Here is a 19,404-nt window from a genome sequence, read left to right on the forward strand (position 1 = left end):
TGACGGCTGGTTGATTACCGGCCTAACTTACTACACAAGCCCTGCCCCTGGCAGACGCCGTCTGTAACCCTTTACTACCTATGCAACGCGAATCCTTGACGCTCTTGCAGTCTAGGCCTCGCGATAGCCGCGCGCGAGGAGGTATTGTTCGCGTGAGCGATCCCGTGACGATTGCGGCTTGCGCATCTGCACCTTCTCGAACCTTTCGCGAACGCTCTTGTGATATTCGTCGAAGCCTTCCCCCTGGAAAATCTTGATCAGGAAGTCGCCACCGGGTCGCAGTACCCGACCGGCCAGATCCAGCGCCAGTTCGCACAGGTACATCGCGCGCGGCTGGTCGGCGGACCTCAAGCCACTCATATTGGGGGCCATGTCGGAAATCACAAGGTCGACGGGCTTGCCGTCGATCGCCGCCAATATCTGTTCGAACACCAGATCGTCGGTGAAATCCCCTTGAATGAAGGTGACGTCGGCAATGCTGTCCATCGCCAGGATGTCCGATGCGATCAGACGCCCCTTGTCGCCGATCAGCCGGCTCGTCACCTGGGACCAGCCGCCCGGCGCCGCGCCCAGATCGACCACCGTCATGCCGGGGCGGAGGATGCGGTCCTTCTCCTGGATCTCCAGCAGTTTGTAGCTGGCGCGCGAACGGTAACCGTCCTTCTGTGCCATTTTGACGTAGGGATCATCGAAATGTTCTTTCAGCCAACGGGGGCTTGTCTTGGAACGGGCCACGGGTTACCTCGTGAGCGGCTGGGCGCTCCGACTGACTGTCGGGTACACTAACCGCCGATTTTTACTGGGATCAGACGCAAGGGTCAGATTATGGCGCTCAATCAGGAGCAGAAGAAACACTACAAATCTATCGGCCACCACCTGAAACCTGTATTGATCGTGGCCGAAAACGGATTGACCGAAGGGGTGACGGCCGAACTGGAGCGGGCGCTGAACGATCACGAGTTGATCAAGGTGCAATTTCGCATCACCGAACGCGACGACCGTCGCGCCTTGATCGACGAACTTTGCCGGACCGCACGCTGCGAATTGATCCAAACCATCGGCAAGATGGCACTGATCTACCGCAGGAACCCGAAACCGAACAAGAACCTTTCCAACGTCAGCCGCTTCAGCGGTCACTGACCTCCCCTACCGCCCGGAGCGATCCGGGCGCGTCAGGCGTGCCCGCCCGGCGCTCGCCGCATCACCAGCAAAGCTCCCGCGAACGCCGTCACCAGATAGGCGAAGCGCAGGCCGTATTCGATTTCAGGTGCCCAATGACGCAGGGCGAAGTAGGCCGCGACGGACACCAGGCACACCAGCAGCAGTTGGCCCCGCGAATCCCGCAGCGGCCGCGCCACGTCCCGGGCGAAATGCAGCAGCGCCCCTTGAAGGATTGCGCAGAAGGCCGCGAAGCCCATCAATAAAGGACGCAACCCGCGGGCGACGTCCTCGACCAACAGAGACGCCAGGCCGAAACGCTCGAGGGATGGCAGCACGACGAAATGCAGCAGCCACAGGCCGCCGACCCAAAACGTGAGGGCCAGGCGCCAGGTGGCTGCCATCCACGGCACGCGCCGCTCAGAGGTGACGGACTTCGACAATCTCGTACTCGACCAGGCCGCTCGGTGTCTTGACCGTCACCACGTCGCCCTCTTCCTTGGCGATCAGGGCGCGGGCGATGGGCGAACTGACGGACAGCTTGCCGCGTTTGATGTCGGCCTCGTCGTCGCCCACGATTTGGTAGGTCACGCTTTCGTCGGTCTCGACGTTGGCGATCTCTACGGTGGTGCCGAAGATCACCTTGCCGGTGTGGGGAATGCTGGTGACGTCGATGACCTGGGCGTTCTGCAAGCGGCCCTCGATGTCGCGGATGCGCGCCTCGACCATACCCTGCTGCTCGCGGGCGGCATGGTATTCGGCGTTCTCCTTGAGGTCACCGAGTTCGCGGGCGGTGCCGATGTCCTGGCTCAACTTGGGCCGGACCACCTTGGTCAGGTGGGCGAGTTCTTCTTCGAGGGCGCGGGCGCCCTGGACGGTCATGGGGTATTTAGTCATGCCTTGATTCCTGCATGGAGATCCTGCAACCGGCGCACGGTCTTCTCGGAGCCGTATTTGAGCGCCTCACAGATGGCTTGCCCACCGGCGATCGTGGTGGTGCAGCAGATCTTGTGTTGCAGAGCGTTACGACGGATGGAATAGGAGTCAGCGATGGACTGACGCCCTTCGGTGGTGTTGATGATCAGCGTGACCTCATCGTTCTTGATCATATCCACCACGTGGGGACGGCCCTCGGTCACCTTGTTCACGCGACGCACCGGCAAGCCGGCGGCCTCGATCACGCGGGCGGTGCCGGCCGTGGCCACCACTTCGAAGCCCAGCCCCACCAGGTCGCGCGCCACCTGGGCGGCGAAGGGCTTGTCGTCCTCGCGCACGCTGATGAAGGCGCAACCCGCGGTCGGCAGGATTTCGCTGGCACCCAGCTGGGCCTTGGCGAAGGCTTCGGCGAAGCTGTCGCCGACCCCCATCACCTCACCGGTGGATTTCATCTCGGGGCCGAGGATCGGATCGACGCCGGGGAATTTGGCGAAGGGGAACACCGCTTCCTTGACGCTGAAGAACGGCGGGATGATCTCCTCGGTGAAGCCGATTTCCTTGAGCGTCTTGCCGGCCATCACCCGCGCGGCGATCTTCGCCAGCGAGGTGCCGATGCACTTGGACACGAAGGGCACCGTCCGCGAGGCGCGCGGGTTCACTTCCAGCACGTAGATGTCCTCGCCCTGCACCGCCATCTGCACGTTCATCAGGCCGACCACGCCGAGTTCCAGGGCCATTTTCTTGACCTGGCTGCGGATCTCGTCCTGGATCGCCATCGGCAGCGAATAGGGCGGCAAGGAGCACGCGGAGTCGCCGGAATGCACGCCGGCCTGCTCGATGTGCTGCATGATCGCGCCGATCACCACGTCGTCACCGTCGCACACGGCGTCGACGTCGACCTCGATGGCGCAGTTCAGGAAGTGATCGAGCAGGACCGGGCTGTCGTTGGAGACCTGGACCGCCTCGCGCATGTAGCGCTTGAGCTCGTCTTCTTCGTAGACGATCTCCATGGCGCGGCCGCCGAGCACGTAGGACGGGCGCACCACCAACGGGTAACCGATGCGCTTGGCGCCGGCGATCGCCTCGTCTTCGCTGCGCGCCGTGGCGTTCGGCGGCTGGCGCAGGTTGAGCCGCTCGACCATCTGCTGGAAGCGCTCGCGGTCTTCGGCGCGGTCGATGGCGTCGGGGCTGGTGCCGATGATCGGCACGCCGGCTTCTTCCAGGGCGCGGCAGATCTTCAGCGGCGTCTGCCCGCCGTACTGCACGATCACGCCCTTGGGCTGCTCGACGCGGACGATCTCCAGCACGTCCTCCAGGGTCACCGGTTCGAAATACAGGCGGTCGGAGGTGTCGTAGTCGGTGGAAACGGTTTCCGGGTTGCAGTTGACCATGATGGTCTCGTAGCCGTCTTCGCGCATGGCGAGGGCCGCGTGCACGCAGCAGTAGTCGAACTCGATGCCCTGGCCGATGCGGTTCGGCCCGCCGCCGAGGATCATGATCTTGTCGCGCCCGGACGGATTGGCCTCGCACTCCTCCTCATAGGTGGAATACAGGTAGGCGGTATCGGTGGCGAACTCCGCCGCGCAGGTGTCGACGCGCTTGTAGACCGGCAGCACCTTGAGCTTGTGGCGATGGCTGCGCAGGTTCTTTTCGGTGACGCCGAGCAGCTTGGCCAGGCGCGCGTCGGAGAACCCCTTGCGCTTGAGCTTGTACATCAGCCCATGGTCGATGCTGGACAGGCCGAGGGTCTTGATCCGCTCCTCATCCTTGACCAGGTCCTCGATCTGCACGAGGAACCACTCGTCGATGCGGGTCAGCTCGAAGACGTCCTCGACGCTCTTGCCGGCGCGGAACGCGTCGGCCACGTACCAGATACGGTCGGCGCTGGGCACGGTGAGTTCGCGCTTGAGGATGCCTTCCGATTCCGGATTCGCCGGGTCCAGCTTGGGATCGAAGCCGGTGGCGCCGACTTCCAGCCCGCGCAGGGCTTTCTGCAGGGACTCCTGGAAGGTCCGGCCGATGGCCATGACTTCGCCGACCGATTTCATCTGGGTGGTCAGGCGCGCGTCGGCCTTGGGGAATTTTTCGAAGGCGAAACGCGGAATCTTGGTCACCACGTAGTCGATGGCCGGCTCGAAGGACGCCGGGGTACGACCGCCCGTGATGTCGTTCTGCAGCTCGTCGAGGGTGTAGCCGACCGCCAGCTTGGCGGCGATCTTGGCGATCGGGAAACCGGTGGCCTTGGAGGCCAGCGCCGAGGACCGCGACACCCGCGGGTTCATCTCGATCACCACCATGCGTCCGGTGTCCGGGCAGATGCCGAATTGCACGTTGGAGCCGCCGGTTTCCACGCCGATCTCGCGCAGCACCGCCAGCGAAGCGTTGCGCAGGATCTGGTATTCCTTGTCGGTCAGGGTCTGGGCCGGCGCGACGGTGATCGAGTCGCCGGTGTGCACGCCCATGGGATCGAAGTTCTCGATGGCGCAGACGATGATGCAGTTGTCCTTCTTGTCGCGGACCACCTCCATCTCGTATTCCTTCCAGCCGATCAGCGACTCGTCGATCAGCAGCTCACGGGTCGGAGACAGATCCAGGCCGCGGGCGCAGATTTCCTCGAACTCCTCGCGGTTGTAGGCGATGCCGCCGCCGGTGCCGCCCATGGTGAAGGACGGCCGGATGATGCAGGGGAAGCCGACCTTCTCCAGCACGCCGTAGGCTTCTTCCATGCTGTGGGCGATGCCGGAGACCGGGCAGGCCAGACCGATGTCCTTCATCGCCCGGTCGAAGCGCGAGCGATCCTCGGCCTTGTCGATGGTGTCGGCGTTGGCACCGATCATCTCGACGCCGAATTTCGCCAGCACGCCGTGGCGCTCGAGGTCCAGCGCGCAGTTCAGGGCGGTCTGGCCGCCCATGGTCGGCAGCAGGGCGTCGGGGCGCTCCTTCTCGATGATCTTGGCCACCGTGGACCATTTGATCGGCTCGATGTAGGTAGCGTCGGCCATGGACGGGTCGGTCATGATGGTGGCCGGGTTGGAGTTCACCAGGATGACGCGGAAACCTTCTTCCTTGAGGGCCTTGCACGCCTGGGCGCCGGAATAGTCGAACTCGCAGGCCTGGCCGATGACGATGGGGCCGGCGCCGAGGATCAGGATGCTCTTTATGTCTGTACGCTTGGGCATGGGATTCTCGTTGCAGTAATCGGGCTTGTCAGGAAAGGGTCGCGGTCGCCAGCTTCACGCCAAAGCCGACGAACAGGGCGCCGACGCCGGTGGTCGCACCGGCCGTCAGGCGGCGGCGCCGACGGAACCAGTCCGCCAGGCGCACACCCGTGAAAATCAGGAAACTCAGGTAAAGGGCGCTCACCACTTCCAGGATGCTTCCCAGGACCAGGAAGGCCAGGCCCGGGTGGGCGAACCCGGGATCGACGAACTGGATGAAGAAAGACATGAAGAACAGGATCGCCTTGGGGTTGGACAGGCTGAGCAGCAGCGCCTTGCGGAACGGCCGCTGCACCTCGACCTGCGCGGCCGCGGCCGGGACGTCCTGCGGATGCCGCCAGGTGCGCCAGGCACCGAACAGCATGCCGATCCCCAGATAGAAGAGGTACGCCGCACCCAGGTACTTGAGGGCGATGAACAGCACCGGCTCGGCCTCGAGCACCGAAGCGATACCCAGGGCGGAGAGCAGCATCAGCAGCGCATCGCCGAGGAACACCGCGCAGGCCGCCCGATAGCCGGCCGCAACGCCGCGCTGGGCTGAAGTGGCGAGCACGAACAGCGAGTTGGGGCCGGGCAGCAGCACGATGAATACCACGCCGAGGACATAGGTCCAGAGGTCGGTGACACCCAGGCTTGGCAGCATGCCGGACACCTCAGCGCCGCTCGGCCATCGCCGCGATGAAGCGGTCGAACAGCGGCGCGACATCATGGGGCCCCGGGCTGGCTTCCGGGTGGCCCTGGAAGCTGAATGCCGCCTTGTCGGTGCGCTCGATGCCCTGCAGGGTGCCGTCGAACAGAGACTTGTGGGTCGCCCGGAGGTTGCCCGGCAGGCTCGCTTCCTCGACCGCGAAACCGTGGTTCTGGCTGGTGATCATCACCACCCCGGAATCCATGTCCTGCACCGGGTGGTTGGCGCCGTGGTGGCCGTGCCCCATCTTCACCGTCCTGGCGCCGGATGCCAGGGCCAGCAATTGGTGGCCGAGGCAGATGCCGAACACCGGGATCGGCGTATCGAGGATCTCGCGAATCGCCTGGATCGCGTAATCGCAGGGCTCCGGGTCGCCCGGGCCGTTGGAAAGGAAGACGCCATCCGGTTGCAGCGCCAGGACCTCGGCGGCCGGGGTCTGGGCCGGCACCACGGTCAGGCGGCAACCCCGCGCCACCAGCATGCGCAGGATGTTCACTTTCACGCCGTAGTCGTAGGCGACCACGTGATAAGGCAGCTCGGCCGCGGCGATTTCCGGGTGGCTATCGCTCTTCAGCTCCCACACACCGGAGCGCCACTCGTAGGATTGCTTGACGCTGACTTCCTTGGCCAGGTCCATGCCCTTGAGCCCTGGGAAGCCACGCGCCAGCTCCAGCGCCCGCGCCTCGGTGGCATCGTCGCCCACCAGGATGCAGCCGCTCTGCGCGCCCTTCTCCCGCAACAGGCGAGTGAGGCGGCGGGTATCGATGCCGGCGATGGCGACGGTGCCGTTGGCTTTCAGGTAGTCGGGCAGCGACTGCTTGCTGCGCCAGTTGCTGGCGATCAACGGCAGGTCGCGAATGATCAGACCGGCGGCCCATACCCGGTCGGCCTCGGCATCTTCCGGGGTGGTCCCGGTGTTGCCGATATGGGGATAGGTGAGGGTGACGATTTGCTGGGCGTAGGAAGGATCGGTGAGGATTTCCTGATAACCGGTCATGGCGGTGTTGAACACGACCTCGCCAACGGTATGACCGTCGGCTCCAATGGCTTCGCCACGAAAAATGCTGCCATCGGCAAGGGCCAGAATGGCAGGTTTAGGGGCTGGCTTAGTCAAGAAGACCTCCGGTAGATCAGAGCTGAAGCAAACGCAGGTTGTAAAAAAGCGGGATGACGTTCGAACCGTCACCCCGCTTTTTTATTTGAGCCATTCTGCGTAACTTTTAGTGGACACACTAAAGCTGCATCTTACAGGAAAGGCTCTTTCCGGTCCACCCGCGAGCTGGCGCGCCTCGTAACGTGCGCAGGATGCGATGGAAACCGCCCAGCCTCCGCGGCGGGACCGCACCACGGAAGGCCGGTGCGGGAGGCCCGCGCCGACGCCTCCTCACCCTCACTCAATGCAGGCCGAGCACGTCCTGCATGTCGTAGAGACCCGGCTCCCGATCCTGCAGCCAGAGCGCCGCCCGCACCGCGCCGCGAGCGAAGGTCATCCGGCTGGAGGCCTTGTGGGTGATCTCCACCCGCTCGCCGTCGGAGGCGAAGAGCACGGTATGGTCACCGACCACATCGCCCGCCCGCACGGTGGCGAAACCGATGGTGTCGCGCTTGCGAGCGCCCGTCTGCCCCTCGCGACCATAGACAGCCACCTGGGAGAGGTCGCGACCCAGGGCATCGGCCACCACTTCGCCCATGCGCAGCGCGGTGCCGGACGGCGCGTCCACCTTGTGCCGGTGATGGGCTTCGATGATCTCGATGTCCACCTCGTCGCCCAGCACCCGCGCGGCGGTGTCCAGCAGCTTCAGGCAAAGGTTGACGCCCACGCTGAAATTGGCCGCGAACACGATGGGGATCGTCTTCGCCGCCTCCGCCAACCGGTGCTTCTCCTCGGGGGAGAAGCCGGTGGTGCCGATCACCATGGCCTTGCCGGCGTGGCGGCAGACCTCCAGGTTCTTCAGGGTCACCGCGGGGTGGGTGAAATCGATCAGCACGTCGAACTCGTCGGTCACCCGCTGCAGATCGCCCGACAGCGGTACGCCGATGCGTCCCAGGGCGGCCAGTTCGCCGGCATCCGCGCCGACCAGCGTGCTGTCCGGACGGTCGACCGCCGCGGTCAATCCCGCGCCCGGCGACTGCTGAACGGCCTCGATCAGCGTCTTGCCCATGCGCCCGGCGGCGCCCATCACTGCAATACGTCGCATAACCAAACCTCGGCGGCGCTCAGGATCGACCCGCGGAGGACAGGTCGACCCTGGGCGTCACCTCAAAGATCACCGAAAAAACGCTTCATGCCTTCGAACCAGTTGCTGGCCTTGGGCGAATGGGAGCCATCGCTCTGCAAGCTGCGGCGGAACTCCTCGAGCAGTTCGCGCTGGCGCTTGTCCAGATTGACCGGTGTCTCCACCGCGACCCGGCACATCAGGTCGCCGGCACCGCCGCCGCGCACGGGCGCGACACCCTTGCCACGCAGCCGGAACAGCTTGCCGGTCTGGGTTGCCTCGGGGATTTTCAGCTTGACCCGGCCATCGAGAGTGGGCACTTCCAATTCGCCGCCCAGGGCTGCATCGGCGAAGCTGATCGGCACCTCGCAATACAGGTGCTTGCCGTCGCGCTGGAAGATCGGGTGCTCGCGCACATTGACCACCACGTACAGATCGCCGGGCGGTCCGCCGAGCGTACCCGCCTCGCCCTCGCCGGACAGGCGGATCCGGTCGCCGGTGTCGACGCCCGCAGGCACTTTGACCGAGAGGGTCTTGTGTTCTTCCACGCGGCCCTGTCCATGGCAGCTGCCACAGGGGTCGGCGATCATCTTGCCGGTGCCATGGCAGCGCGGGCAGGTCTGCTGCACCGAGAAGAAACCCTGCTGCATGCGGACCTGGCCGATCCCGCCGCAGGTGGTGCAGGTGACCGGCGTGGTTCCCTTCTTCGCCCCGCTGCCATCGCACGTCTTGCAGGCGACCAGCGTCGGCACGCGGATGGTGACGGTGGTCCCGCGAACCGCCTCTTCCAGATCCAGCTCCAGGGTGTAGCGCAGGTCGCTGCCGCGCTGGGCACCGCCGCGCGAACCGCCGCGGGCGCCGCCGAAGAAATCGCTGAAGACGTCGCCGAAGATGTCCGAAAAGCTCGCCCCGCCACCGCCGAAGCCCGCGCCACCGCCGCCCATGCTCGGGTCGACGCCCGCATGGCCGTATTGGTCATAGGCCGCGCGTTTGCTGGAGTCGGAGAGCACCTCATAGGCCTCGTTGGCCTCCTTGAACTGCTCTTCGGCGGATTTATCGCCAGGGTTGCGGTCCGGGTGATGCTTCATCGCCAGGCGTCGATAAGCCTTTTTCAGCTCCGCTTCGCTGGCGCCGCGCTCCACACCGAGCACTTCGTAATAATCTCGTTTAGCCATACGCTTCATTCACTCTCAAATTCGTACCCTCCAGACACGCCGACGCGGGAGCAAGCCCCCGCGCGGCGGTCGTGCCCACCGCGGAAACCGCGGCAGGCTGGAGCGGAAGCAAGCGTGGCGCTTACTTGTTGTCCTTGACCTCTTCGAACTCGGCGTCGACCACGTCGTCGGCGCCACCCTTGGCATCGTCGGCGGCATGGCCGGGCGCTTCACCCGCCTGCGGTTGCTCGGCATACATCTTCTGCGCCAGCGGAGCGGAAGCCTGGGACAGGGCATTGACCTTGGCTTCGATCTCAGCCTTGTCGTCGCCCTTCACCGCCGCTTCCAGTTCGCCGAGCGCTTTCTCGATGGCGGCCTTTTCCTCGGCCGTGGCCTTGTCGCCCGCCTCGGTCACCATCTTGCGGGTGGCATGCACCAGGGCGTCGCCCTGGTTACGCGCCGCCGCCAGCTCTTCGAACTTACGGTCTTCCTCGGCATTCGCCTCGGCGTCGCGGACCATCTGCTGGATCTCGTCCTCGGACAGGCCGGAGTTGGCCTTGATCACGATGGACTGCTGCTTGCCAGTGGCCTTGTCTTTGGCGGACACGTGCAGGATGCCGTTGGCGTCGATGTCGAAGGTCACCTCGACCTGCGGCACGCCACGCGGCGCCGGCGGGATCTCGGCCAGGTCGAACTTGCCCAGGGACTTGTTCTGCGCGGCTTGCTTGCGCTCGCCTTGCAGCACGTGGATGGTCACCGCGGACTGGTTGTCATCGGCGGTCGAGAACACCTGGGACTTCTTGGTCGGAATGGTGGTGTTCTTCTCGATCAGCGCGGTCATCACTCCACCCAGGGTTTCGATACCCAGGGTCAGCGGGGATACGTCCAGCAGCAACACGTCCTTCACGTCGCCGGACAGCACGGCGCCCTGGATGGCGGCACCGATGGCGACCGCTTCGTCGGGGTTGACGTCCTTGCGCGCTTCCTTGCCGAAGAAGTCAGCGACTTTCTTCTGCACCAGCGGCATGCGGGTCTGACCGCCCACCAGGATCACCTCGTGGATGCCGGACACGTCGAGGCCGGCATCCTTGAGCGCGATGCGGCACGGCTCGATGGTGCGCTCGACCAGGTCTTCGACCAGCGATTCCAGCTTGGCGCGGGAAATCTTCACGTTCAGGTGCTTCGGACCGGTCTGGTCGGCCGTGATGTACGGCAGGTTGACATCGGTCTGCTGGCTGGAGGACAGCTCGATCTTGGCCTTCTCCGCCGCTTCTTTCAGACGCTGCATGGCCAGGGGGTCGCCCTTGAGGTCCATGCCGGTTTCTTTCTTGAATTCCTCGACGAGGTAGTCGATCAGGCGGATGTCGAAGTCCTCGCCACCGAGGAAGGTGTCGCCGTTGGTGGCCAACACTTCGAACTGGTGCTCGCCATCGACTTCGGCGATCTCGATCACCGACACGTCGAAGGTGCCGCCGCCCAGGTCATAGACGATCACGGTGTGGTCGCCCTTGGCCTTGTCCATCCCATAGGCCAACGCCGCTGCGGTCGGCTCGTTGATGATCCGCTTGACGTCCAGACCGGCGATGCGACCGGCGTCCTTGGTGGCCTGGCGCTGGCTGTCGTTGAAGTAGGCCGGCACGGTGATCACCGCTTCGGTCACGGTCTCGCCGAGATAGTCTTCGGCGGTCTTCTTCATCTTCTTCAGCACTTCCGCGGAAATCTGCGGCGGCGCCATCTTCTGGCCCTTGATCTCGACCCAGGCATCGCCGTTGTCGGCCTTGGCCACCTTGTAGGGCACCATCTTGATGTCTTTCTGCACCACGTCTTCTTCGAAGCGACGACCGATCAGACGCTTCACCGCGTACAGGGTGTTGTGCGGGTTGGTCACTGCCTGGCGCTTGGCGGACTGGCCGACCAGGGTTTCGCCGTCGTTGGTGTAGGCGATGATCGACGGCGTGGTACGAGCGCCTTCGGCGTTCTCGATGACCTTGACGCTACCGTTTTCCAGAATGGCGACGCAGGAGTTGGTGGTCCCCAGGTCGATACCGATGATTTTTCCCATGTTCTCTCTCCCGAAACTTTGTTTTACCGAGGCTCCGTTTCAGGCACCGCGGCAGCATATAAACGCTTGATTCACCAGATGGGGGCTCGCAGGCCGATTTCAAGCCTGCTCGTCGATGCTCGGCGGCGCGTCGGCGGGGGCCTTGCTGACGACCACCATGGCCGGCCGCAACAGGCGGCCATTGAGCAGGTAGCCTTTCTGGAACACTTTCAACACACTGCCGGGCTCGACATGCGTGCTCTCTTCCATCGCCATCGCCTGATGGTGTTCCGGGTTGAACGGCGCACCCTGGGGATCGACCTGTTCCAGCTGATAGCGCTTGAGCGTGTCGTGGAACAGCTTGAGGGTCAGCTCCATGCCTTCCCGCACCGGCTTGATCGAATCGTCGTCGGCGCTGGTCATTTCCAGGCCCCGCTCCAGGCTGTCGACCACCGGCAGCAGATCGCCAGCGAATTTCTCCAGGGCGAACTTGTGCGCCTTCTCGACATCCTGCTCGGCACGGCGGCGGATGTTCTGCACATCGGCGGCAACGCGCAGAGCCTGGTCCTGGGCGGCGGCCAGTTGCTCTTCGAGTACCTGTACGCGAGTCGCCAGATCGTCGCCTGCCTCGGTGTCCACGCCCGGGCCAGCCTCGGGGTTCTGAGTATCCAGGATCTGTTCGTCAGCCATGCGTTCCTCCTTACGAAACGGTTGCGGCGTTCACTCCACCGCTTCTGCCCGCCTATATGGGGCCGCAATTCGGCGCTTCAAGGGGCAGCGTTCCATCCCGAAGGGCAAAGCGACCGGCGCACCGGCCACCGATCGAGTCACGGAGCCGCAAGGCAATGGCGCCGACGATCATCGACATTCGTCGGCTTTTGTTGACGAAGAAAAGCGGTACTGTATAAATACCCAGCAACACCCTCTGGAGCGCCTGCCATGCTGGTTCACCTCTCCGTTCACAACTACGCCATCGTCGAACACCTGGACCTCGAGCTGGCCGGCGGCATGACGGTGATCACCGGCGAGACCGGCGCGGGCAAATCCATCATGCTCGACGCCCTGGGCCTGACGCTCGGCGGCCGCGCCGACAGTGGCGCGGTGCGCCCCGGCGCGGATAAGGCGGACATCCTCGCCAGCTTCGACCTGGGCGATATCCCGGAAGCCCGCGCCTGGCTCGCCGAGCGCGACCTGGACCGCGACGGCCCCTGTATCCTGCGTCGGGTGATCACCGCCGAGGGTCGCTCCCGCGCCTATATAAACGGCAGCCCCTGCCCCCAGGGCGACCTGCGCAGCCTGGGCGAACTGCTGATCGACGTGCACAGCCAGCACGAACACCAGTCACTGTTGAAGCCGGAAACCCACAGGCGTCTGCTCGACGAATACGCCGGGGCCAGCGAGCTGGCACGCCAGGTGCAACTCGCCGCCCAACGCTGGCGCCAGACCCGCCAGGAGCTCGAGCGGATTTCCAGCAGCGGCGACGAACAACGCGCGCGGCACCAATTGCTGAGCTACCAGCTGGAAGAACTGGAAAATCTCGGCCTGGGCGAAAACGAACTCGCCCAGCTGGAAATGGAACACAAGACCCTGGCCAACTCCGGCCAGCTGCTGGGTGCCTGCCGCCAAGTGCTCGACCTGTGCAGCGAGAGCGATGCCGGCAACGTGCTGTCCGCCCTCACGTCCAGCCTGCAGCGACTGAGCGCCTTCCATGACCAGCCCGGCGCCCTGGGCGAGGCGATCAACCTGCTTGCCAGTGCCCAGATCCAGGTCGAGGAGGCGGTAGGCGAGCTGAACCGTTTCGTCGACCACTTCGACGCCGACCCGCAACGCCAGGTCCAGGTCGAAGAGCGCCTGGACGCCCTTTACACGCTGGCCCGCAAGCATCGCGTACAGCCCGACGATTTGAACGCGCTGCAACAGCGTCTGCTGGAAGAGCTCGAAGGGTTGAATGCCGACGACGAGGCCGCCGAACGCCTGGCCGAGGAACTCGCCGCCTACGCGCGGCATTACCAGGAAAAGGCCGCCCAGCTCAGCAAACTGCGCCACGAAGCTTCCACCCGGCTGGCGAAGGCGGTGGAACAGGAGATGCAACACCTGGGCATGCCGGGCGGCCGCTTGAGCATCGAGTTGCGCGACCTGCCCGAAGGCGATCCTCAACCGCAGGGCTTGGAAGTGGTGGAATTCCTCGTCAGCGCCAACCCGGGCCAGCCGCTGAAAGCGCTGGCGAAGGTGGCCTCGGGCGGCGAACTGTCCCGTATCAGCCTGGCGATCCAGGTCATCACCGCGCAAACCTCGCGCGTGCCGACCCTGGTCTTCGACGAAGTGGACGTGGGTATCGGCGGTCCCACCGCCGAGGTGGTCGGGCAATTGCTGCGGCGTCTCGGCGAGCGCGGGCAGGTGCTGACCGTCACTCACCTGCCCCAGGTCGCCGCCCAGGGTCATCATCACCTGTTCGTGCACAAGCAGCGCGGCAGCAGCGAAACCCGCACCGCCGTTACCCACCTGGCGGATGCCGCGCGCGTCGAGGAAATCGCGCGCATGCTCGGCGGCCTGGACATGACCGACGAATCCCTGGCCCACGCTCGCAAGATGGTGATCAGCGCCCAGGCATGAGGAAGGTATGAAAAAGGCGACCCGAGGGTCGCCTTTTTTCATCGTACTGCGCTCATTTTCGCTTGCGGACGTACAACACCAAGTTGTGATCGACCATTTCGAAACCGTGTTCCTTGACGATTTCCCGTTGGCGCTTTTCGATCTCGGTGTCGAAGAATTCGATCACCTCGCCGCTGTCGACACAGACCATATGGTCGTGGTGCCCGCCATCGGCCAGCTCGAAGACCGCATGGCCTCCGTCGAAGTTGTGGCGAACCACCAGCCCGGCCGCCTCGAATTGAGTCAGAACGCGGTAGACAGTGGCCAGACCGACGTCCTCGCCGGCCTCCATCAGCGCCTTGTAGACATCCTCCGCACTCATGTGGCGTTGCTCGGTGGAGTCGAGCATCTGGAGGATCTTGACCCGTGGCAGGGTCACTTTAAGGCCGGCTTTGCGTAGTTCGTTATTTTCAACCATGGTCAGCTTTCTCATGGAAGGCGGCTTTCGCAGCTTCCCTCAATACGGGTATGATCGGGCTTTAATTTGCCCAGCCAAGATAGTGGAAGTCACCCACCGATGCAAAACACCAAGCTCCTGCTGGCCAGCCTGACCTTCACCGGTCTGGTCGCACTCGCCGGTTGCTCATTCCCCGGCGTCTACAAGATCGACATCCAGCAGGGCAATGTCGTAACGCAGGATATGATAGACCAGTTGAAGCCTGGAATGACCCGCCGGCAAGTGCGGTTTATCATGGGCAACCCGCTCATCACCGACACCTTCCACGCCAATCGCTGGGACTACCTGTACAGCATCCAGCCCGGCGGCGGTAAGCGCCAGCAGGAACGCGTCAGCCTCTCCTTCGACGGCAACGACCAGTTGATCGGCCTGGCAGGCGACTTCATGCCGGGTGTCAGCCGCGATGAGGCCATCCTGGGCAACGAGAACTCCAACCCGGACGCTCCGAAGGCCGACGAGCAGAAGCCCGAGCAGGCGCCTCAGCCCGGCTCGCTGCAAGATCGTATCCAGCGGGACGTCGACGAGGTCAAGCCGGTTCCGGTGCCGATCCCCGAGCCCCTGGAAACCTCGCCCGAGTGACCTGACACGAAAAAGCCCGGCTGAAGCCGGGCTTTTTTTATGCCCTGCGGATACTGATCAACCCCTCCCGCTCTGCCGGGCTCCGACTGCGCTGGCGGCTCGCCGCTTGCGGATTTCCTTGGGGTCGGCGATCAATGGACGGTAGACCTCGACGCGCTCGCCATCCTCCAGGATGCGTGAATCGGGCGCGCTCAGCGCCTTGCCGAAAATACCCAGGGGGCACCGGCGCACATCCAGTTCCGGAAAGTCGGCACCCAAGGCCGAGCGCTCGACGGCCTCGCGTGCCGAGGTACCGACGGGCACCACCAGCTTCAACAGAACCTGCTGATCGGGCCATGCATACACGACCTCGACGGCTATCGACTCAGCCATACAACTGCTTGGCGCGCTGGCAGAAGGCGTCCACCAGGGTATTGGCTGCCTGATTGAACAGGGGCCCGAGGGTGGCCTTGATGATCGGGCCGGCATAATCGAAGTTCAGGTCAAGGCTGATCTTGCAGGCCTTTTCGCCCAGGGCCTTGAATTGCCAGGCCCCCTGGAAATGGGTGAAAGGCCCCTCGTCCAGGTTGAGTTCGATGGACTGCCCGGGCACCAGGGTGTTGCGCGTCACGAAACGCTGGCTCAGGCCGGCCTTGCCCACCGTCAGGCCCGCGCGCATATGGGTCTCGTCGGCGTCCAGCACTTCGCTGGCCGAGCACCAGGGAAGAAACTCCGGGTAGCGCGCCACATCGTTGACCAGCTCGTACAGCGCCTGGGCTGAATACGGCAGTAGCGCCGAGCGCTGGATATGCGTGCTCATAAGTCTGTCCTCGTCCGGGGCGTCGCCGGTGCTGGCGACGGAGCATCGCAGCTGCACGCGAGTCCGCTACCCGCCAATCGTAAAGGTTGGCATTGTCCGGGTTTCGTCGGACACGCTCAAGCTGCAACGCCGCCGTAGCCGCGCCGCGAGCGACTGCCTATAATGCCGCGCCTATGGCTAAGCAAAAGAAAGCCCCGCAGGGCAACATCGCGCAAAACAAGAAAGCGCTGCACGACTATTTCATCGAGCATAAATTCGAGGCCGGCCTGGCCCTCGCCGGCTGGGAAGTGAAAAGTCTGCGCGCCGGCAAGGCGCAACTGGTGGACAGCTACGTGCTGCTCAAGGATGGCGAGGCCTGGCTCATGGGCAGCCACATCACGCCGCTGACCACCGCCAGCACCCACGTCATCGCCGATCCCATCCGCACCCGCAAGCTGCTGCTCAACAAGCGCGAGCTGGGCAAGCTGTTCGGCGCGGTGCAGCAGAAGGGCTACGCCTGCGTGGCGCTCTCGCTGTACTGGAAGAAGCACCTGATCAAATGCGAGATCGCCCTGGCAAAGGGCAAGAAGGAATTCGACAAGCGCCACACCGAGAAAGAGCGTGACGCGGACCGCGAAGTCCAGCGCGCCATGCGCACCGAAAAGTAGCGCGCCGCCTCCCACATGCGCCAAAGAGCCAGGCGCCTCGGCGCCTGGCTTCCCTCACATCCCCTGTCTACGCTGCGAACGCGCCACGCGCAGGGCCTCCTGCCGCACCTCGGCGAGCACTTCCTGCACGTAATGGATATGCCGATGGGAAATCTCCCTGGCCTCTTCCGCCCGCCCCTCGAGGATCGCCTCGAACAGCGCCTTGTGCTGGCTCAGCAGCATGTCGCGGGTTTCGCTGCGCTGGGCATACATGCCGCCGATATTGGTCACCACGTTGCGTTTCAGTAGATCGAACAGGCCACGGATGGTGTGTAGCAGCACCGCGTTATGGCTGGCCTCGGCGATGGCCAGGTGGAAGCGCGCGTCGGCCGCCCCTTCCTCGGCGCGGTCCACCTCGTCGCTGCCGTCATAGCAGGCCTGGAGCGCCTCGAAGGCCTCGCGCAGGCGCTGGTGATCCATCGGCGTGGCCCGCAACGCTGCGTAGTAGGCGCATGACCCTTCGAGGGTATGGCGAAACTCCAGCAGGTCGCGCTGAGCCTCGGGATTGGTTTCCAGAAGCTGCAGCAAGGGATCGCTGAAGGTAGCGCCGAGCCCCTCGGCCACGTAGTTGCCGCCGCCCTGGCGACTGATCAGCAACCCCCGCGCCGCCAACTTCTGGATCGCCTCCCGCAGCGAAGGCCGCGATACGCCGAACTGCTCGGCCAGCGCGCGCTCCGCCGGCAGCCGCTCGCCCGCCTTGAGCGTGCCTTCCAGGATCATCGCTTCCAGTTGCGCGACGATGTCGTCCGACAAGCGGCGTTGCCGGACCTGATCGAATGCCATGAATCCTTTTCTCCCATGCACTTGCATGCTTTTCGAAGCGCCGTTAGCGGCGCGCGCCATACCGACGAGGGGCTTTATCCCAAGTCGATCCGCAGCGTCACCCGACCAAAGTCGTAGTACGGCAAATTGACACACCGGAGCCCGGCTTTTAACCTGAGCCCTATCGATTGTAAATTGGTCTTACCAATTTAGTACATGCGACAAATCGTTCCACCCGCGTCGGTCGAGCCCGCGGCTCCATTCTCCGGTGCGAAAGCAGGCAACCAACAACAATCAGGAGCTCCCTCCATGCAAGCCTGGCAACAGCTGTACGCACCGCTCGGCACCTTCGGCCTGTCCGCCCTGGTCGCCGTCATCCCGATCCTGTTCTTCTTCCTGGCGCTGGCGGTGTTCCGCATGAAGGGCTACATCGCCGGGACCGTCACCCTGGCGCTGGCCATCTGCGTGGCCATCTTCGCATTCGGCATGCCGGTCGACATGGCCCTGGCGTCCGCCGGCTACGGCTTCGCCTACGGCCTGTGGCCGATCGCCTGGATCATCGTCGCGGCGGTATTCCTCTACAAACTCACGGTGAAAAGCGGCCAATTCGAGGTGATCCGCAGCTCGGTGCTCTCGGTCACCGGCGACCAACGCCTGCAGGTGCTGCTGATCGGCTTTTCCTTCGGCGCCTTCCTCGAGGGCGCTGCCGGCTTCGGCGCGCCGGTGGCGATCACCGCCGCGCTGCTGGTCGGCCTGGGCTTCAACCCGCTGTATGCCGCCGGCCTCTGCCTGATCGCCAATACCGCGCCGGTGGCGTTCGGCGCTCTGGGCATTCCGATCATCGTCGCCGGCCAGGTGACCGGCATCGACGCGTTCAAGATCGGCGCCATGACCGGCCGCCAACTGCCGCTGCTGTCGGTCATCGTGCCGTTCTGGCTGGTGGCGATGATGGACGGCTGGCGCGGCATCAAGGAAACCTGGCCGGCCGCGCTGGTGGCGGGTGCCAGCTTCGCGCTGACCCAGTACTTCACCTCCAACTTCATCGGCCCGGAACTGCCGGACATCACCTCCGCGCTGGTCAGCCTGATCTGCCTGACCCTGTTCCTCAAGGTCTGGCAGCCGAAGTCCGCCCAGGTAACACTGAACGCCAGCGGCGCCGCAGTGGCCGGCGGCTTCGGCGGCGAACGCAGCAGCAGCCCTTCGCCCTACAGCGTCGCGCAGATCCTCAAGGCGTGGTCGCCGTTTCTGGTACTCACCGTACTGGTCACCTTTTGGACGCTGAAACCCTTCAAGGCCTTGTTCGCCCCCGGCGGTGCCCTGGAAAGCTGGGTGTTCATGTTCGCCATTCCGCATCTGGATCAACTGGTGGTGAAGGTCGCGCCGATCGTCGCCACCCCCACGCCGATCGCCGCCGTGTTCAAGCTGGACCCGATTTCCGCCACCGGCACCGCGATTTTCTTCGCCGCGTTGGTGTCGATGCTGATCCTGCGAATCGACCTTAAAACTGGTCTGACCACTTTCCGCGACACCTTGGTGGAATTGAAACTGCCGATCCTCTCCATCGGCATGGTGCTGGCCTTCGCCTTCGTCACCAACTACTCCGGCATGTCCACCACCCTCGCGTTGGTGCTGGCCGGTACCGGCGCGGCCTTCCCGTTCTTCTCGCCGTTCCTCGGCTGGCTGGGGGTGTTCCTCACCGGTTCGGATACCTCCTCCAACGCGCTGTTCAGCTCCCTGCAGGCCACCACCGCGCACCAGATCGGGGTTAACGACACTCTGTTGGTGGCGGCGAATACCAGCGGCGGCGTGACCGGCAAGATGATTTCGCCGCAGTCCATCGCCGTGGCCTGCGCCGCCACCGGCATGGTCGGCAAGGAATCGGACCTGTTCCGCTTCACCCTCAAGCACAGCCTGTGTTTCGCGGCTATCGTCGGGTTGATCACCCTGGCCCAGGCCTACGTCTTCACCGGCATGCTGGTGCATTGACCCTTCGCCGGGTGCCTCCCCGGGCACCCGGTCGGACCTTTACCCGGCGCCGCACATGCGGCGCTTCGTTCA

Annotated in this window: 19 protein-coding genes; 5 read left to right on the forward strand and 14 right to left on the reverse strand. The window is 64.3% G+C overall.

Annotation, left to right across the window (positions count from 1 at the left end; translation table 11 throughout):
• Window positions 1–111 precede the first annotated feature (111 nt).
• A complete protein-coding gene (rlmE, locus tag OGL92_RS14835; RefSeq protein WP_263144732.1) occupies window positions 112–735 on the reverse strand; it encodes a 23S rRNA (uridine(2552)-2'-O)-methyltransferase RlmE in 624 nt (207 codons plus the stop codon).
• A 90-nt stretch (window positions 736–825) separates the two neighbouring features.
• Between rlmE and OGL92_RS14840 the strand changes: the two genes are divergently transcribed.
• The gene (locus tag OGL92_RS14840) at window positions 826–1,140 is read left to right on the forward strand and encodes a YhbY family RNA-binding protein (protein WP_263144734.1); all 315 of its coding nucleotides are present in this window, start codon (window positions 826–828) and stop codon (window positions 1,138–1,140) included.
• Window positions 1,141–1,172: 32 nt separating this feature from the next.
• Here OGL92_RS14840 and OGL92_RS14845 read toward each other — a convergent pair whose 3' ends face one another.
• The 9 genes from OGL92_RS14845 to grpE form a co-directional block, all read right to left on the reverse strand.
• A complete protein-coding gene (locus OGL92_RS14845; protein ID WP_263144736.1) occupies window positions 1,173–1,562 on the reverse strand; it encodes a DUF4149 domain-containing protein in 390 nt (129 codons plus the stop codon).
• Window positions 1,563–1,578: 16 nt separating this feature from the next.
• Window positions 1,579–2,055, reverse strand: a complete 477-nt coding sequence (greA, locus tag OGL92_RS14850; protein WP_263144738.1) for a transcription elongation factor GreA — start codon at window positions 2,053–2,055, stop codon at window positions 1,579–1,581.
• Window positions 2,052–5,273 carry a carbamoyl-phosphate synthase large subunit gene (carB, locus tag OGL92_RS14855; protein WP_263144741.1) on the reverse strand — a complete coding sequence of 1,074 codons (3,222 nt, stop codon included), beginning with the start codon at window positions 5,271–5,273 and terminating at the stop codon, window positions 2,052–2,054. The genes greA and carB overlap by 4 nt, the downstream gene beginning before the upstream one ends.
• Before the next feature lie 28 nt (window positions 5,274–5,301).
• Window positions 5,302–5,952: a leucine efflux protein LeuE gene (leuE, locus tag OGL92_RS14860; RefSeq protein ID WP_263144826.1), complete on the reverse strand. Its 651-nt coding sequence runs from the start codon at window positions 5,950–5,952 to the stop codon at window positions 5,302–5,304.
• 13 nt (window positions 5,953–5,965) lie between these two features.
• Window positions 5,966–7,114, reverse strand: coding sequence for a glutamine-hydrolyzing carbamoyl-phosphate synthase small subunit (gene carA, locus OGL92_RS14865; protein WP_263144743.1), 1,149 nt, complete (start codon window positions 7,112–7,114; stop codon window positions 5,966–5,968).
• Between the two features lie 280 nt (window positions 7,115–7,394).
• On the reverse strand, window positions 7,395–8,198 hold the full coding sequence (dapB, locus tag OGL92_RS14870) for a 4-hydroxy-tetrahydrodipicolinate reductase (RefSeq protein ID WP_263144746.1): 804 nt from the start codon (window positions 8,196–8,198) through the stop codon (window positions 7,395–7,397).
• Window positions 8,199–8,260: 62 nt separating this feature from the next.
• Window positions 8,261–9,391, reverse strand: a complete 1,131-nt coding sequence (gene dnaJ, locus OGL92_RS14875) for a molecular chaperone DnaJ (RefSeq protein ID WP_263144749.1) — start codon at window positions 9,389–9,391, stop codon at window positions 8,261–8,263.
• 121 nt (window positions 9,392–9,512) lie between these two features.
• Window positions 9,513–11,432: a molecular chaperone DnaK gene (gene dnaK, locus OGL92_RS14880; protein ID WP_263144752.1), complete on the reverse strand. Its 1,920-nt coding sequence runs from the start codon at window positions 11,430–11,432 to the stop codon at window positions 9,513–9,515.
• A gap of 99 nt (window positions 11,433–11,531) precedes the next feature.
• The gene (gene grpE / locus OGL92_RS14885; RefSeq protein ID WP_263144756.1) at window positions 11,532–12,101 is read right to left on the reverse strand and encodes a nucleotide exchange factor GrpE; all 570 of its coding nucleotides are present in this window, start codon (window positions 12,099–12,101) and stop codon (window positions 11,532–11,534) included.
• A gap of 249 nt (window positions 12,102–12,350) precedes the next feature.
• Here grpE and recN point away from each other — a divergent pair, with 249 nt between their 5' ends.
• Window positions 12,351–14,024, forward strand: a complete 1,674-nt coding sequence (recN, locus tag OGL92_RS14890; RefSeq protein ID WP_263144759.1) for a DNA repair protein RecN — start codon at window positions 12,351–12,353, stop codon at window positions 14,022–14,024.
• Between the two features lie 52 nt (window positions 14,025–14,076).
• On the opposite strand, the gene fur is transcribed toward recN, so the two are convergent.
• Entirely contained in the window at window positions 14,077–14,481 is a 405-nt protein-coding gene (gene fur / locus OGL92_RS14895; protein ID WP_263144830.1) for a ferric iron uptake transcriptional regulator, read from the reverse strand.
• 99 nt (window positions 14,482–14,580) lie between these two features.
• On the opposite strand from fur, the gene OGL92_RS14900 reads away from it, so the two are divergent.
• Window positions 14,581–15,099, forward strand: coding sequence for an outer membrane protein assembly factor BamE (locus OGL92_RS14900; protein WP_263144761.1), 519 nt, complete (start codon window positions 14,581–14,583; stop codon window positions 15,097–15,099).
• 57 nt (window positions 15,100–15,156) lie between these two features.
• Here OGL92_RS14900 and OGL92_RS14905 read toward each other — a convergent pair whose 3' ends face one another.
• A complete protein-coding gene (locus OGL92_RS14905) occupies window positions 15,157–15,471 on the reverse strand; it encodes an RnfH family protein (protein WP_263144764.1) in 315 nt (104 codons plus the stop codon).
• Window positions 15,464–15,898: a type II toxin-antitoxin system RatA family toxin gene (locus tag OGL92_RS14910; protein WP_263144767.1), complete on the reverse strand. Its 435-nt coding sequence runs from the start codon at window positions 15,896–15,898 to the stop codon at window positions 15,464–15,466. The genes OGL92_RS14905 and OGL92_RS14910 overlap by 8 nt, the downstream gene beginning before the upstream one ends.
• 173 nt (window positions 15,899–16,071) lie before the next feature.
• Here OGL92_RS14910 and smpB point away from each other — a divergent pair, with 173 nt between their 5' ends.
• Window positions 16,072–16,545 carry an SsrA-binding protein SmpB gene (smpB, locus tag OGL92_RS14915; protein WP_263144770.1) on the forward strand — a complete coding sequence of 158 codons (474 nt, stop codon included), beginning with the start codon at window positions 16,072–16,074 and terminating at the stop codon, window positions 16,543–16,545.
• Between the two features lie 54 nt (window positions 16,546–16,599).
• On the opposite strand, the gene OGL92_RS14920 is transcribed toward smpB, so the two are convergent.
• The gene (locus OGL92_RS14920) at window positions 16,600–17,367 is read right to left on the reverse strand and encodes an FCD domain-containing protein (RefSeq protein WP_263144773.1); all 768 of its coding nucleotides are present in this window, start codon (window positions 17,365–17,367) and stop codon (window positions 16,600–16,602) included.
• A 288-nt stretch (window positions 17,368–17,655) separates the two neighbouring features.
• On the opposite strand from OGL92_RS14920, the gene OGL92_RS14925 reads away from it, so the two are divergent.
• Window positions 17,656–19,332: a lactate permease LctP family transporter gene (locus OGL92_RS14925; protein WP_263144775.1), complete on the forward strand. Its 1,677-nt coding sequence runs from the start codon at window positions 17,656–17,658 to the stop codon at window positions 19,330–19,332.
• Window positions 19,333–19,404 lie beyond the last annotated feature (72 nt).

Source organism: Pseudomonas sp. RIT-PI-AD (assembly GCF_025642785.1).
In the GTDB taxonomy this organism is placed as follows: Bacteria; Pseudomonadota; Gammaproteobacteria; order Pseudomonadales; family Pseudomonadaceae; genus Pseudomonas_T.

Excerpts from the sequence above, each read along its gene's own strand:
- recN (WP_263144759.1), top strand. The coding sequence starts at position 12,351 with ATGCTGGTTCACCTCTCCGTTCACAACTACGCCATCGTCGAACACCTG.
- OGL92_RS14925 (WP_263144775.1), top strand. The coding sequence starts at position 17,656 with ATGCAAGCCTGGCAACAGCTGTACGCACCGCTCGGCACCTTCGGCCTG.
- OGL92_RS14900 (WP_263144761.1), top strand. The coding sequence starts at position 14,581 with ATGCAAAACACCAAGCTCCTGCTGGCCAGCCTGACCTTCACCGGTCTG.
- grpE (WP_263144756.1), bottom strand. The coding sequence starts at position 12,101 with ATGGCTGACGAACAGATCCTGGATACTCAGAACCCCGAGGCTGGCCCG.
- fur (WP_263144830.1), bottom strand. The coding sequence starts at position 14,481 with ATGGTTGAAAATAACGAACTACGCAAAGCCGGCCTTAAAGTGACCCTG.
- OGL92_RS14840 (WP_263144734.1), top strand. The coding sequence starts at position 826 with ATGGCGCTCAATCAGGAGCAGAAGAAACACTACAAATCTATCGGCCAC.
- dnaK (WP_263144752.1), bottom strand. The coding sequence starts at position 11,432 with ATGGGAAAAATCATCGGTATCGACCTGGGGACCACCAACTCCTGCGTC.
- OGL92_RS14910 (WP_263144767.1), bottom strand. The coding sequence starts at position 15,898 with ATGAGCACGCATATCCAGCGCTCGGCGCTACTGCCGTATTCAGCCCAG.
- dnaJ (WP_263144749.1), bottom strand. The coding sequence starts at position 9,391 with ATGGCTAAACGAGATTATTACGAAGTGCTCGGTGTGGAGCGCGGCGCC.
- OGL92_RS14920 (WP_263144773.1), bottom strand. The coding sequence starts at position 17,367 with ATGGCATTCGATCAGGTCCGGCAACGCCGCTTGTCGGACGACATCGTC.
- OGL92_RS14905 (WP_263144764.1), bottom strand. The coding sequence starts at position 15,471 with ATGGCTGAGTCGATAGCCGTCGAGGTCGTGTATGCATGGCCCGATCAG.
- smpB (WP_263144770.1), top strand. The coding sequence starts at position 16,072 with ATGGCTAAGCAAAAGAAAGCCCCGCAGGGCAACATCGCGCAAAACAAG.
- greA (WP_263144738.1), bottom strand. The coding sequence starts at position 2,055 with ATGACTAAATACCCCATGACCGTCCAGGGCGCCCGCGCCCTCGAAGAA.
- dapB (WP_263144746.1), bottom strand. The coding sequence starts at position 8,198 with ATGCGACGTATTGCAGTGATGGGCGCCGCCGGGCGCATGGGCAAGACG.
- OGL92_RS14845 (WP_263144736.1), bottom strand. The coding sequence starts at position 1,562 with ATGGCAGCCACCTGGCGCCTGGCCCTCACGTTTTGGGTCGGCGGCCTG.
- carB (WP_263144741.1), bottom strand. The coding sequence starts at position 5,273 with ATGCCCAAGCGTACAGACATAAAGAGCATCCTGATCCTCGGCGCCGGC.